This window comes from Thermogemmatispora sp. (assembly GCF_019683635.1).
In the GTDB taxonomy this organism is placed as follows: Bacteria; Chloroflexota; Ktedonobacteria; order Ktedonobacterales; family Ktedonobacteraceae; genus Thermogemmatispora.
Genome location: NZ_JADGIA010000141.1, coordinates 1 through 13773 on the forward strand (window position 1 = coordinate 1; position 13773 = coordinate 13773).

Sequence of the window (13773 nt, forward strand, 5' to 3'; positions counted from 1 at the left end):
CGGCAGGGACTGGGCGGTAGGGACCGGGGGAAGCGCAGGCGGGGGAGAGAGCGAGGTGAGGAGTGGACCAGACGAAGAGGATAGGAGGGCGCGGACAATGGCGAGCAGGTCGGCGATGGTGAAGGGTTTGGGGAGGAAGGCGGAGGCGCCGGCCAGGCGGGCCTTGAGGCGGTCGAGGGCGCCGTGACGGCAGCTCAGCATCAGAATGGGCAGATGGTTCAACTGGGGAAAGCGGGTCTGGTGGCGCAGCAGAGAGGCGAGCTGGAGGCCGGAGAGGTGGGGCAGGAGCCAGTCGAGGATGAGCAGATCGGGAGCGGCGGCCTTGGAGGCGAGGTGAGCGAGGGTGGAGAGGGCGCTGAGGCCGTCGCAGCAGGTCTGGACGTGGTAGCCGGCGCGACTGAGGGCTATGCGCAGGACGGTGCGGCAGACCGGCGAATCGTCAACGATAAGGATGGTAGGCGCTGCTGGGCATGTACTATGCATCATGACTCTCCTTTCTTCCCGAACCACGCTGTCAAACACAAGGGATCGCTGACATGGAGGATAGCAGTTTGACGAGCCTCAGCCAGCTCTCTGGCTTCTCTCTTCCTCCCCGTTGCTCTTCTTTTTCTAATTTGATTATGATAATCAGATCCAGTGACAAGTGTAGCAGGTATCAGGTCCGCTGCCAAGGGGCCGGGCTGCTGATTCTGGTTATCAGAGCCTTGCCTGTTTACGATATACTAAGCAAGGAGGAATCAGGCCGCGCTGCAGGTGCTGGGTGTGCGTGCCCTGAGCACCAGTGGCGTCATCGGCGCTCCTCAGCAGGCGCGCCAGGAACGCGGACGGGCAATCCTGGAGCGCACCATCGAGCAGCTGAGTCAGCAGCTTCAGCATCTTCTGAGCCTCATGGAGCAGCGAGCGTGAGAGGACCGACACCCGAGCAGTTGCTACGCAGTCAGCCGCCGCGACTGCGTGCGAGTAGCAAAACCGATCAGGCCTATCTCGACCTGCGAGAGCAGATACTCCGCGGTGCCTACCAGCCCGGTCAGCAGCTTGTGCCGCGTGCCATCGCCGAACGCTACCAGCTTAATAATACCAGCGTGCAGCTCATCCTGCTGCGCCTGGCCAGCGAGGGGCTGATCAAGATTGTGCCCATCAAAGAGCATCGCTGGCCCTACAATGCCGCCCAGGATGAGTATCATGTCGCTGCACTGGATAGGCGTACGCGCCTGCTATCGACCCGCCAGGGGGACTTTGTCAGCGACCTGCGACGCCAGGGGCAGCAGCTGCGTATCGAGGTCGAAGAGATCAGGGTGGTCTACGCCGATGAGGAAGTCGCCAGATTGCTGGCCCTCTCCCCGGGCGAGAAGGCGATCATCTACCGCCAGCGGCAATGGCTCGATGCCGAGACGCTCATGGCCCTGAGTGAGACCTATCTACCGTTCTGGATGGCCGAGCTGTTGCCTGAGCTGGAGGCCCCGGACTGTGACCTCTACCTGCTGATGCGGCGCCTGGGCAAGCAGCCCTCCTGGTGCACAGAAGCGGTGGATGTTGTGCACGCCAGCAGTCTGGAACGGGTCATCTTTGGTCTCTCGCCAAATGACCCCTGTCCTCTGCTCAAACTGACGCGGCGCGTCTTTGACCGTTCCGGCGAGCCGCTGAGCGTCGATTTTCTGACCAACCGCGCTGATCTCTATCGCCTGCAGTATTCGTTTCCTCTCTCCCCTGAAGACGTTCCCGAACCTTTCCGGGAACAGGAACGTTAGCCGAGCGGGGCTCAGGGAAGAGACTGGGAAGGCTCACAGACCTGGAGTCCTCGGGCGGTCGTTACCCTGGCCCCATTGTTGGTCTAGGCGCTGATCTCGTGGTCGTCTTTGCGCCGCTATCTCCTCCTTCTGGTATCCGCTGTTAGCCAATCTTCATCATGGCCTTACGATCTTCAGTCGGTACTTATCCTGTCCCCTAGCTTATATCAGACGAGTACCAGGCAACACGAACCTGTTGGTTCGTCTCTCCTGCTCAGGCGCCCATGTAGTATGATGGTTCCTGAAAGGAGGAAGCCGGTCTGGCTATTGGGCCTCGACGAATATGATCCCACTACCCAGGTCCGGGGCCCTCAGTGGGCCGCACCTGCTCGCCTTTTTGGAGCAGCTCATCTTATATTGTAGAATAGCTTCGGTCACTCTTGTGCATGGATTGATTTTCCTTTACACTCAATATATGCTCAATAGCACAAGGATCACTTGTGATTGCTCCTTGCTAGCCTCTGTTCCCCCTGGTCGCGGGGCTCACGTCTGAAGATAGTGTAGCTGGGAAAAATGGGAAAGCAATCATCTTCTTGAAATAGCAGAAACATCGACTCATCTTAGACTGACGAAGATCGGGAGGATTGGCCATGATGAAGGGAAGCGTGCAGCAGGCACGTGATTTGGGGCTGTTTGTTGCAAGCCTGCGTGCTCGGATCGGTCTTTCTCTGGAAACGTTAGCCAGCTTAGTAGGCAGCAGCAAGAGTACACTCTGCCGTTTGGAGAATGGCCAGATGCCTCTTCCTGCGCGTGGCAAAAACCGTATGCTTCTCATTGCGCTGGCGCTTGTGCTCTGTAGTGCTGCCAGCGAGCGGGATCGCGTACTCTCGCTGGCTTCGATTGACCCTGGCTTGCTTGGCTTTGAAGAGCTGATCAAACTGGGTCTCTGGCCACCAGCATCGTCTAATACTAAGAGCGCTCGCCTGCTGTCCTGGGAGGATCTGGAGCAGAGCAGGGAGGAGGTGGAGCGAGTATTGAGACAACTGGAGGCATGGATGCGTGAGCCAGCAGTCCAGCAGGCAGAGCAGGCGAGCCTGCAGCTGCGTCGAAAGGCCGCTCGCTATCGCGCGCTGCTTGAAGAGCTGGAACAGCAACTGACCCGGAGCCAGCCAGATCAGGGCCTGAATATGCAAACTGACAGGCTTCCCCTTCATGAGCAATCAAAGATCTTATCGGCCCCTGGTCTCTTTGCCCTTGGCCTCGGAGAAAGCCCGCTGGCTAATGGAGCAGGCAGGCGTCGAACGATTTGCTGTTGACGATTGTATTGTCCTCAGCGCAAGTGAAGGCTTCAAAGGATGGGAAAGGAGACAAATACAAATTACGACGCTAGCGAAGCCGTGGCCCCTTCCTGATGATCTGGCTGCTATCCTGACCAAGCAACAGACGGTACTAGATGAGCATGCTCTCAATGCCCCTCACTATCAGCTGGTCGCGATGACGCCCGCCTGGAGTGACCTTGATTGCTTAAAGCTTGTCCTGGCCCCGCTCCGTTTCAACGACTATGCGGCATTGCTTCCGGTCCTTGATGAACCACTGCTATCCTCTCATGATGGTCGCTCGCTTAGTATTCGTGAAAAGTACGGCAGCGCTGCTTTGTACGCTCGCTTTTCCTACGGCAACGCGGCCTTGATTCCGGCGCCGGTGAGCATTCAATGTCTACTTCAAACGCAAGATGAGCGTCTGGTGCTGGTACAGCCTTGAGCGGTGTTTTGACGCCCGGGGCGAGCATCTATCGCCCCGACTGGTGGCAGTTTCAATCCCTAAACGGGCTTGAGCGGTGTTTTGACCAACTGGTCGGAGGCACGAGCGGCCTTCGTTTCAATCCCTAAACGGGCTTGAGCGGTGTTCTGACAAGCCGGATTCATCGTTCAGCGGCTGTGGCCTTCGTTTCAATCCCTAAACGGGCTTGAGCGGTGTTCTGACTTATGTCGCCCCGACATACCTTGCATTGAACAGCTACAGTTTCAATCCCTAAACGGGCTTGAGCGGTGTTCTGACCCAGTTGCTGGAGCGGTTGCGAGTCTGCGGTATCCCGTTTCAATCCCTAAACGGGCTTGAGCGGTGTTCTGACCTGTAGAGGCGTCGGGATGCAAACACTGACCTAGTGGTTTCAATCCCTAAACGGGCTTGAGCGGTGTTCTGACGAAACAGACCTCAATGTTTGGCTCCTCGCTCATGGTTGTTTCAATCCCTAAACGGGCTTGAGCGGTGTTCTGACATTAGCAGCAGAGTAGCATGAGCCTGGTCGGTCTGCTGTTTCAATCCCTAAACGGGCTTGAGCGGTGTTCTGACCGGGTCATTTGGCGTGGGAAGACACTGCAGGTGCAAGTTTCAATCCCTAAACGGGCTTGAGCGGTGTTCTGACACGGTTTGCTTCACTGCGGTATACCCTCGGCCACGAGTTTCAATCCCTAAACGGGCTTGAGCGGTGTTCTGACTCTCGCCGGCTCAGGGGGTCGAGTGGGTAGGGTTCGTTTCAATCCCTAAACGGGCTTGAGCGGTGTTCTGACTTCCTTCCCTTGCTGGTGCACCAGGACACGGTTGAGTTTCAATCCCTAAACGGGCTTGAGCGGTGTTCTGACGGTACCCCTTCTAAGATAGCATCTGGAGCGGCCTCCGTCAAGCCTTTTCGATGATCCCAGAAAAACGGTCATCAGTGACCGCTTTTCTGCGGCAATGATGCCAGGCACTGTGGCCTTCAGACGGCTTCAAAAGCCATTCGAGGATCGCTGCGTGAAATGCCGGGAGCCGAGATCCTCGAAGCGAACGGCAGGAGCGGCAGGAACGGCAGCAAGAGGGACCGCGTCGGGAAAGGTTGACGGCGGCTGCGCGAGATGCTCTGGTAGAGGCAGATCGGAGTCCGCGACGCCGCTTATCGCGGCCTGGAAGAAGAGTTTGGCCTGCCCGCTGAGGCCGTTGAGGAGATGAAAGCACTGTCATTGAATGTGGAATATCCAACGCTCTCGGTTGACGTCTTTATATTGATCAAGCTAGCGTTGCCCTTTGCTGCTGTCAAGGAGCGCTGGCTCATTAGCGCGCGCGATCGTGATGAGGCGCTGCAGGTCACCAGCATCTCCTGTGAGCTTGCTGAGGTAGTGGCCGCGCTCTTCGAGCCTCGCCTGTGGCATCCGACGTCACGCATGCGTCTGCTCCAGGTGCTTTTTCATCTCTACGGTGTTGATATGGTACAAGAGGCGCTGGCTCATTAGACTGGTATCCACTGTTAGCCAATCTTCATCATGGCCTTACGATCTTCAGTCGGTACTTATCCTGTCCCCTAGCTTATATCAGACGAGTACCAGGCAACACGAACCTGTTGATTCGTTTCTCCTGCTCAGGCGCCCATGTAGTATGATGGTTCCTGAAAGGAGGAAGCCGATGGATCATCCCGGTCGTCTGATCAAAACCTATCGTGAGCGCTGTGGCCTGACGCAGGCGGAGCTAGCAGCGCAGTGGCATGGGCCAGGCTGTGGCGTCTCGGTGCGCTACGTACAGGAAGTCGAGGCCGGTCAGCGCCGCCTGCGCGATCCCCAGGTCCTGCGTCGCCTTAGCGCTTTGCTGGGCATTCCTCTCTGGCTATTTGGCCTGGACGAATATGATCCCGATACCGGGGCCCTCAGCGGGCCGCACCTGCTCGCCCTTTTGGAGCAGCTCATCTGCCATGCCTGGCAGGTGCGACGCTCGGCCCCTTTGCCAGTCATTGAGCAGGCTGTGGCCCTGCCGAGGATGCTCATTGAGCGCTATCGTGCTCTGGGTGAGCCGCGCTTTCTGCGTCTGGCGGCCCAGGTCGAGCGGCTGGAGGCCGTGCTGGCGGTCGAGCAGAAGCGCTATCCGCAGGCCCTGGCCCATTTCCAGCGGATGTACGCGACGGCCCAGCAGCTCGGTGAGCCGGATACGCTGGCCATTGCTCTGATGGGGATCGGGACCGAACTGGAGCGAGCAAATCGGCTCCCGGAAGCGGTGGAGGCCCTGGAGGCGGCCAGCCGACTGGCCACGCGCGCGAGCCGGGCTGTTGAACGCCTGGTGAGCGCCTATCTGGCGCGGGCCTATGCCAGCGTTCATGACGAGCGGCATTTCGGGCGCGCGATCGAGCGGGCGCTGTGCCTGGCCAGTTCGGCCTATGGCGCTGAGCAGGGAGAAGCCTTTGTCTTTCAGCCACTCAGCGGGGTGCTGGCGGAGCAGAGCTATGGGCTGCTCGACCTGCAGCAGCCGCGGCAGGCGCTGGCGCTTAAACCGCGCCTGTTGCAGCAGATTGCGGCTGAGCGCAATAGCTGGCTGCGGGCCTGGATTCCGCTCGACTGGGCCCGGGCCTGGCTGTTGTTGGGCGAAGTTGAGGCCAGTGTCCAGGAGCTGCGCGACTTTCTGCAGCACAGTCTGGCATTGGGATCACCGCACATGATTAGCCGGGCTTTTCGACACAAGCGCCTGCTGGAACGCTACGAGACAGCCAGTGTGCGCTTGCTCTCGGAAGAGCTGGAGGAATTGGCTTGCAGCCTGCCAGCCGAGAGCGTGGCCGAAGATCACTATGGCTTGGCCAGCGACGATCGGCACTAGGCCGACTTCTCATCGCCAATGGACACGACGCGCACCTGCTTCAGGGCCATGCGCAGTCAGGATCAGAGTTTCATCCCTCCCTTCTGCAAAGGAGGTGTTGGTACCTCTATTGCTTGTGTAATATTGCGATCATTAGAGAAATGATCTATAATTTAACTATCAGCAGCCACTTCTTATAAGAGAGTGTACCTTATTACAAGGCGGCAGAGAACACTCTAGCAGGTGATGTCTTTGACGGATTGAGATAGGACAACGGCTAAACCATGCGGTAGGTCTGTCAAGTTTTTGAAGAAGGAGCAGTCGTGTGAGCGCATTCCACTATGGCAGCTTGATCAAACAGGCTCGTCAGCGGCTGCGAATGACCCAGGCTGAGCTGGCTGCATGTTGGCCGCGAGATGATGGAGGAGTCGGCGTCAGTCTGGGATTCGTCCAGATGGTCGAGGCAGGCAAAAAATCTGTGCGGAGTGAGCGCACTAAGCGCGGACTCTGTGATCTCCTTGGTCTTGAACCCTGGCAATTGGGCTTATCCGATTTCGATCCTCAAGATCCGACCTGGCATCCCCGTGGCAGATGTCTGCTCGATCAAACACTGGATTTGGCTGAATATACCATTCAGAGGTTTGAAGCCATCTACCGCCGTGTGCCGCTCCCAGTGGCTGCCGCCGATGCCAGAGCGGTGCATCAGCTCTTTGCATTCATCAAAGAACATCAACCTCCAGCGGCTCGCCAGGAGCAGCGTTTCTTGCGACTCTACGCTCAGAGCCTCATTATCGATGCTGTGGTCTTGATAGGATATGAGCGGTATGAACAGGCACTGACCTGTTTCCGCGAGATGCGTAGGGTAGCTGAACAGTTGGGAGAAGCTACCTGGCTGGCTCATGCGCTAGTAGGGAGCGGGATCGAGTACCATCGCGCAGCTTATTTTCAACGGCAGGCGCATGCTTCATCATGGTCTGCGACAATGCAAGAGGCTCTTCAGCATTTAGAAGGGGCACGTGATTATAGTTTTCAGTCCAGCCGATCTGTGGCAGCATATGTACATGCCTATCTCGCGCGCGTCTATAGCGCTATAGGGGACTGCTCTCGTTTCGAGCGCGCTATTGGGACGGCTCTGAGGCTGGCTCCATCTTCGTATGGAGATGGGACCGATTTTGTCTATCATCCCCTCAGCGGCATTCTCGCGGAGGAAAGCTTTGGCTGGCTTGAGCTGGGACAACCAGAGAAAACGCTGGCACTGCAGCGTACCATTAGCGACCAGATCCAGCGTGATGGGAATCACCGCCTGGAAGCCTGGATTCGTGTTGATTGGGCTAGAGCACTGATGATGTGCCGAGAGGTGGAGGGCAGCCTGGCCGAGGGCCGCCTGTTTGCGACACGGGCCAGGGAGCTGGAGTCGCCTCAGATGCAAAGTCGAGCGCGCCGCTTGGCTGAAGAGCTACGCCAACGTTTCCCTACTGTGCAGGCTATCAAACAATGGGTAGAAGAGCTACAAGAGGAGAACAAATGTAAAAAGCAGTCAGAGGAAGAAGTATGATCCTCTTTCGACGCTACCGGAAAGTGGCCCCCACGAGGGCGCGTGTGCTGACAGAGCAAGATTATCAGGAGCGTGGGGGACTGATCCAAGCGCCCGAGGGCCTGCTGCGTTTCAGCCCGGGCGACTATCTGGCGCGCGACGCGAAAGGTGAGTGGCCGATCTGGCGCCGCACCCTGGAGCGGCGCTATCGCCAGCTGACGCCGGCAGACGAAGAGGGCTTTGCGCTCTATCAGCGCACTGATACGGTCTGGGCGGCGGCCCTACCGGAGGCGTTCGTGATCGATGGCATGCAAGGAAAGGCGGGCGACTATCTGGTCATCTCTGAGGAAGGGAGCTGGCCAGTGGATCGCGAGATCTTTGAGCAGACGTATGCGCTTATGGGTACTGAGACTGAGCTGACTCCTCCGAACCAGGAGCAGGCAGCACTACAGGATGATCATCCGAGCAGCTAGGAAGCAACCGTAACGGGAGCGCGCGGACGCCGTTTCAAGCACGCTCCTGTTTTTTTGTGGGGCCATCGTCTGAGCGCGTGAGGTCGGAATGCTGCGTCTTTTGTTGCCTTGGGAAGAAAGAGTTATCTGCTCCTTCTTGAGACCAGTGTGCTACAAGCCACCAGGGCGAGTTTCGAGCAAGGTTGTGTGAGTCGCTAGATTGTTGAAAGGGGAGTGAGAAGACAGGAGGCTCTCAAAAGCCAAAAACGGGACTGCGATCAGTCTAAGATAGGTGAGAAGTGTCTCCGCCCCTGCTCTGCTGGCGTCGGTTGCTGGGGAGTCGATCCGCGCGAGGATATTGAACAGCAAAGCGCTGGGCGCGATGCCCAGCGCTCGCCCAAGATGCAGCGCAGCGGACAACAAGATCCTGCCGCTCACTTCACCCTGACGGCGGTCGAAACGTCAGCTCAGGCGAAACCTCGCTCCCCAGCAGAGCATTCAGCCGTTCCAACACCTCGCCAGTCACACGGCTGGCCGGCTCAACCTCAATAGCCAGCTGAAAGCGCAGATTCAGATTATGGTCTCCACAGATCTTCAACAGCTCAGGCAATACCTCAGCCAGGCTCTGAATCACCCCACTGTCAACCGGAGCCTCGGCCCGCACCAGCGGCGCATAAGTCAGAGGCCGCTCGCGGAGAGTGCTCGCGCTCGCCGCCCCCATGAGCGTGCTCTGCAGTCCGGCATGCACCGCCTCCGGGTGCACAACCAGAATCTTAACCGCTCGCGCCCCAGCATAGTCACAGGGCCAGGGACCAGAGTCAAGGCTGCGCTCTAAGAGGCGCTGCTGAAAAGCATCCTCAATGGCGGCCTGCACGCTCAGCCAGGGCAGTGGCACCCCAAAACGCTCAGCCAGCGCATCGGCGATCGCCCGCGCCGTCGTCTGCTCACCCTGCCAGGCCGCCGGCAGGTTCTCCGGCAGAATCTCACTGGCCGCCAGCGGGTCCCGCGGACGCCGCAAACGCGCCTGCTCGCTCAGCACATCGTCGGCCACCTCTTCGCCCAAAAAGCTACTGCGCCCGCTCAGCAGCCAGAGCTGTCGCCCGCGCACTGCCTCCCGTACCGCCTGCCTGATCGCAGCCGACTCAGCGCGCGGAATGATCAGCGTTTCACTGTAGCCATCGCGCTGCTCTTCAACAACATGACCGCCGGCAAAGTAGGCGTAGAGCCGACTCAGCGGCAGCTCGTCCCCCTCCCACAGGCCTGGCAAAGCCCCAGGCTGCAACAGCTCGGGCGCCAGCGAGGTCAGGCTGGCCTCCTCCGCAAGGACCACCTCTAGCGCTGGATCGCGCAGCACCTCCTCATCAGGGCGCTGACGCCAGCAAGTGCGATAGCTGCGATCGGGCCGCGGCTGGCGAAAGACAAACTGCCCCTGCAGACAACCATTGATCAGCGTCTGCTTGATCGCATTGCGATCGACGATGCGCGGCAGATGCACAAACTGGGCGAAGGCATCCAGCAGGTCCTTGTAGCGCCGCGCCGTCTCTCCCTCTCGCCACAGCTCGTAAGGGCCACCCGGCAGCAGGGCCTCCGCCTCGATCGGCTGCTCGGAGAGGCGCACACGCTCATCGGCCCTGAGCGAGGCGTAAAGATTGCTCCCAGGCTTGATCTGGAACGCCTCCGCTACGTTGCTGGCCGAGAAAGCCACCACAATACAGTAGCTCTCGCGCACCAGCTCCTTGAGGCGCACCTCACTCTCTTTCTTCTCGCGCTCCAGCAGCACCTGACGATTGCTATCGATCTCCTGCTCTTCGCGCTTCAGTCGCTCCTCAACGTCGCACCAGCCCAGATAGCTGCGGATGGCCTCGCGTGCGCCATCCAGCCCGCGTGAATGGGGGGCCACCACGATGATGGCGTTGCGGTAGACGCGCGGCGCCTCGGGGCCGCTTTTCTCGTTGAGGAAGCGCAGGGCCAGCTCCGAGGGACGCTCGGGACGACAGGCCCCCTCGGGTCCCAGGATAACCAGGCGCAGATCGCCATCGTCGTCAACGTCGCGCGGCTCTCGGGGGAGCTTGTGGATATGCACCGAGGGCGGGTAGCTGGCCCTGGACGGGGCAAGATAGGAACAGCTCTCGATCTCTTGCCGCAGGTAGCTCTCGATGGCCTCGGGACTGATGTTCTGGCAGGCGTCATGGTGCATCTGGCGCAGGTTGGGCCTGGCCCCCAGGCGCCAGACCTTCGGCAGGGGCTGGCCTTGCTCCTCCAGGGCCTCCCGCTCACGCCAGGTGCTCTCATCCAGGAACCAGGAAACCTCGGTCCAGCGCTTCAATGCCTCCACCAGGGCGATGCGATCGGGACTCATCTGGCCGATGAGGCGCAGCAGCTCATGCAGGTTGGCGCTTCTGCCGACCGGCTGCGAGTGCAGGAAGGTGGCAAAGACCGCCTGCTCGATCTCGCGGAAGCGCAGCGCGGGAAAGTCACGCTGGATCTGACGCGCCTTCGCTAGCTCGCTCTCCAGGATGGCGCTCCAGGCCTGGCGCCGGCCCTCGTAGGACTCGTTTTCGGCGGTGGTGGCTAGCTCCAGGGCGACCTCCGAGAGGGCGGCGCTATTGGGTGGACCAAGAAAGGCGTTGACGGAGACCAGCGGACAGGCGTCCCAACGGGCAGCGTCGCGCAGGGCCAGGGCAAAGTTGCGCAGGGTGCCGCGGGTCCCCTGAAAGCTCTGCAGGTCGGTCCATTTGCCGTAGAAGAGGTCGATCAGGTCGGGATGGAAGGGATAGCTGGCGGCAACGCGCTCTTCCAGCTGGTGGCGCTGGCGTGCTACCTCTTCGACCAGTGAGGCGATCCCATTGACGGCAAAGATGGCCTGGGAACGAAAGAGGTCGCGATTGCGGATGGAGTCAGGCGTGAAGAAGCGCCGGCGCAGCACCTCGGCGACGTCATCTTTTTCGACGGGCTGAAAAACCGGTTCACGCTGGCGCCCGAGAATCTCTTGCAGCTCGTTGCTCAGCTCGCGCCCCAGCTCGTCGCGCTTGCGCGGATCGCTGGCCAGCAGTGAGACGACCACGGCACAGGTCGGAACTTTGTTGGCAGCCTGCGTCAGGTACTGGAAAAAGTCGCTCATGCGCCAGCGCCAGACGGAGTCGAGGCTCACTTTCTCGCGGACGTAGATGAGCACTTCGTCCATGAGGACAAGGGTGGCATCGCCCTGACGCGCTGGCAGAGAGAGCAGCTGAGTGAGCAGCTCCTCCGCCGGCGGCGTCTCACGCTCGGCGTCCTGGCCGTCGCTGTGGATCAGGCGCAGCCCCTCGCTGCCGGCCAGTTGATAGGCGAGGATGCTCCAGGGATGACGCAGCAGGCGTCGCTCTCCGCCAGGCCCCGGGATTTCTAGCCCCTTCTCGGGGTCAAGCTTGTCGAAGGCCAGGACGGCGATGCGCGCCCGCGGCAGGGCGCTCAGGCTGATGGCGGCCAGAAACTCATCGACGGCGGGCAGCTTGGGGAGCCGCTCGGGCCGACGAGCCAGGTGGTAGAGGGTGATGAGGGTATGGGTCTTGCCCCCGCCATAGTACAGCTCAAGCTGGTAGACGGCGCGGTCGCTGCGCCCGGCCAGGCGCTGCATGACCTCGCGCGCCAGGCGGCGCATGTTTGCCGTCGGGTAGGTCAAGGAGAAGAATTCGTCTGGCTCGCGGTAGAGCGAGTTGCCTCGCTGCATGACGACGTCGTAGAGATCGGCGGCGAAACTGGCCAGGCTGAGATCGCCGCTCAGCAGCTCGTCGCGCAGGCGGACGATCTCATGCCAGGGGCGCCATTTAGGGGTGCCGGTGCTCATGATCGATCTCCTCTCTCCCTTCCTTCCTGCTCACTAGCTTGCTGGATGAGACTGATCACTGTCGCTGTGCTGGACTGCCTCGCTGGCGCCTGCGCCTGACCTGAATTGCCCCATGTAGGGATGAAAGCGGACTGGATAGACGGCCTTCAGGCCAGGGCCAGGCTTCCCATGTGCAGCGCTGGAGGCTCAGACCTGGCTGAACGGCAGACGCAGGCTCGGCAAGCCTTTGCGCATGGCAAGATGATTGCTGATGCTCTCTAGCAGCGAGCGCTCTTCACTGCCCTCGGGGGCCAGCTCGATGAGGGCCTGCAGCAGCGAGCGGAAGAGCGGCTTGTGATCGAGCATCTGACGGTCGAGATAGTCGTTGACGGGACGGACGTCGCCGGTCTTCCAGAGATGCATGAGGTGATGAACCTGATCGATGAGCGGGGGCGGCTCACCGTCTCGGCCACTGACGCTCTGGCCCAGGTGCGGCTGACGGCGCTGCTGCCAGCTTTTGAGGCGCAGACTGCTATTGCTCGCTTCGCTTTCGCTGTCGTCGTCCGCCTCTTCCTCGGGCAGGGCCTCGTCGTCCACGGGAGCAGTTCCGTTGTGACGGCCATTGCCGTTCGGCTGGCTCAGGTTACCGCCGCGGCTGAGCAGGTCGTAGCGCTGCACCAGGTCGCGATCGCTGAGGCCGCAGGAGATGGCGTAGAGAATGCAGGTGCCGCTTGGGACGGCCTTGAAGCCGAAGCTGTAGCGGTGCAGCAGGTAGTAGGCGGTGACATCGTCCAGCTCGCTGATGCTCTCGCCGCTCTGGCTGAGGACGCGCCCGACCATGAAGTCGACGACGATGCGCCGGACCTGGCGCAGGAATTCGCTGACGCTCATGAGCTTTCCCGGCTCGTTGGCCTTTTTGACAACGGGGTAGCGGCTGTAGATCTCCAGAGCCGGACCGGTGGCGGCCCAGATGAAGTCGGGGCCGCGAATGCCGGCGTCCCAGAAGTGATGCAGACGGCTGGTGATGTTCTGGCGCATCTCGTTGAGGACGGTTTTATCCCAGCCGGGCCGGGCGCTCTCGGGCCGCCGGCGACAGACCAGCCAGATGGAGGAGGCCAGAGCGGCGGAGGCGAGGGCGCGCGTGCGGTTGCTCATTTCGGTCTGGATAGGCCAGGAGGCGACGACGACAAAGCCGGCGCGGATGAGGGCCGAGACAAGGGTCTCCCAGGCTTCGGGCTGCTTGTGGGCGAAGACGATGACCAGGCGCCCATCGGGCCGCAGGGCGCGATAGCTGGCCTGGAAGGCGCGGAACATGCCGTCCTCGTAGGCGGCGCGCGAGCGCTGGCTGTCGCCGCCGAAGCGGCTGGCGTCGTCGATCAGCTCGCCGTCGTTCTGGTCGTAATCCCATTTGGGTGAGAGGGGCGCGGCGAACACGGCGTCGATCTCAGGGCTGAGGCCGTGCAGGCTGCGCCGCAGCCAGACGTAGAAGAAGTCCATCAGATCGGCGTAGGGGATGGCATCGTAGTAGGGCGGGTCGGTGACGATGAGGTCGACCGGCTCTATGCTTACCTGGGTAGCGGAATGCCGCAGAATGCGTGGCGCAGTCGGGCTATGCCGGCAGGCTGCCAGAGCATGCTCAAGGTAGCGGGCCAGCCACTCTAT

9 protein-coding genes, 1 pseudogene and 1 CRISPR repeat array are annotated in these 13773 nt (G+C 60.6%); of the genes and pseudogenes, 7 read left to right on the forward strand and 3 right to left on the reverse strand.

Going from position 1 to position 13773, the window contains the following annotated elements:
- Window positions 1-486 (reverse strand): response regulator transcription factor (locus IRZ31_RS14885; protein WP_297154994.1); only part of this gene is annotated, 486 nt, incomplete at its 3' end.
- A gap of 276 nt (window positions 487-762) precedes the next feature.
- On the opposite strand from IRZ31_RS14885, the gene IRZ31_RS14890 reads away from it, so the two are divergent.
- The 7 genes from IRZ31_RS14890 (at window position 763) to IRZ31_RS14920 (ending at window position 8327) form a co-directional block, all read left to right on the forward strand.
- On the forward strand, window positions 763-906 hold the full coding sequence (locus IRZ31_RS14890) for a hypothetical protein (protein ID WP_189362077.1): 144 nt from the start codon (window positions 763-765) through the stop codon (window positions 904-906).
- Window positions 903-1748: a GntR family transcriptional regulator gene (locus IRZ31_RS14895; RefSeq protein ID WP_297154996.1), complete on the forward strand. Its 846-nt coding sequence runs from the start codon at window positions 903-905 to the stop codon at window positions 1746-1748. Before IRZ31_RS14890 ends, IRZ31_RS14895 begins: the two co-directional genes overlap by 4 nt.
- Before the next feature lie 629 nt (window positions 1749-2377).
- Entirely contained in the window at window positions 2378-3043 is a 666-nt protein-coding gene (locus tag IRZ31_RS14900; RefSeq protein WP_297154998.1) for a helix-turn-helix transcriptional regulator, read from the forward strand.
- Between the two features lie 421 nt (window positions 3044-3464).
- Window positions 3465-4369: a CRISPR direct-repeat array (repeat unit 37 nt; unit sequence GTTTCAATCCCTAAACGGGCTTGAGCGGTGTTCTGAC).
- 342 nt (window positions 4370-4711) lie between these two features.
- Window positions 4712-4996 (forward strand): hypothetical protein, encoded by a 285-nt coding sequence (locus IRZ31_RS14905; RefSeq protein ID WP_297155000.1) that lies wholly within the window; start codon window positions 4712-4714, stop codon window positions 4994-4996.
- A 169-nt stretch (window positions 4997-5165) separates the two neighbouring features.
- Window positions 5166-6341, forward strand: coding sequence for a tetratricopeptide repeat protein (locus IRZ31_RS14910; RefSeq protein WP_297155002.1), 1176 nt, complete (start codon window positions 5166-5168; stop codon window positions 6339-6341).
- Window positions 6342-6645: 304 nt separating this feature from the next.
- Window positions 6646-7875, forward strand: a complete 1230-nt coding sequence (locus IRZ31_RS14915; protein ID WP_297155004.1) for a helix-turn-helix transcriptional regulator — start codon at window positions 6646-6648, stop codon at window positions 7873-7875.
- Complete coding sequence (locus IRZ31_RS14920) at window positions 7872-8327, forward strand: hypothetical protein (protein WP_297155006.1); 456 nt, start codon at window positions 7872-7874, stop codon at window positions 8325-8327. The genes IRZ31_RS14915 and IRZ31_RS14920 overlap by 4 nt, the downstream gene beginning before the upstream one ends.
- A gap of 418 nt (window positions 8328-8745) precedes the next feature.
- Here the strand turns inward: IRZ31_RS14920 and IRZ31_RS14925 are convergent, their stop codons facing one another.
- Together IRZ31_RS14925 and IRZ31_RS14930 are read right to left on the reverse strand one after the other, a co-directional pair.
- A complete protein-coding gene (locus tag IRZ31_RS14925; protein ID WP_297155008.1) occupies window positions 8746-12132 on the reverse strand; it encodes a DUF499 domain-containing protein in 3387 nt (1128 codons plus the stop codon).
- A 186-nt stretch (window positions 12133-12318) separates the two neighbouring features.
- A pseudogene (locus tag IRZ31_RS14930) lies at window positions 12319-13773 on the reverse strand (hypothetical protein); the annotation flags it as partial.

Excerpts from the sequence above, each read along its gene's own strand:
- IRZ31_RS14900 (WP_297154998.1), top strand. The coding sequence starts at position 2,378 with ATGATGAAGGGAAGCGTGCAGCAGGCACGTGATTTGGGGCTGTTTGTT.
- IRZ31_RS14905 (WP_297155000.1), top strand. The coding sequence starts at position 4,712 with ATGAAAGCACTGTCATTGAATGTGGAATATCCAACGCTCTCGGTTGAC.
- IRZ31_RS14910 (WP_297155002.1), top strand. The coding sequence starts at position 5,166 with ATGGATCATCCCGGTCGTCTGATCAAAACCTATCGTGAGCGCTGTGGC.
- IRZ31_RS14920 (WP_297155006.1), top strand. The coding sequence starts at position 7,872 with ATGATCCTCTTTCGACGCTACCGGAAAGTGGCCCCCACGAGGGCGCGT.
- IRZ31_RS14925 (WP_297155008.1), bottom strand. The coding sequence starts at position 12,132 with ATGAGCACCGGCACCCCTAAATGGCGCCCCTGGCATGAGATCGTCCGC.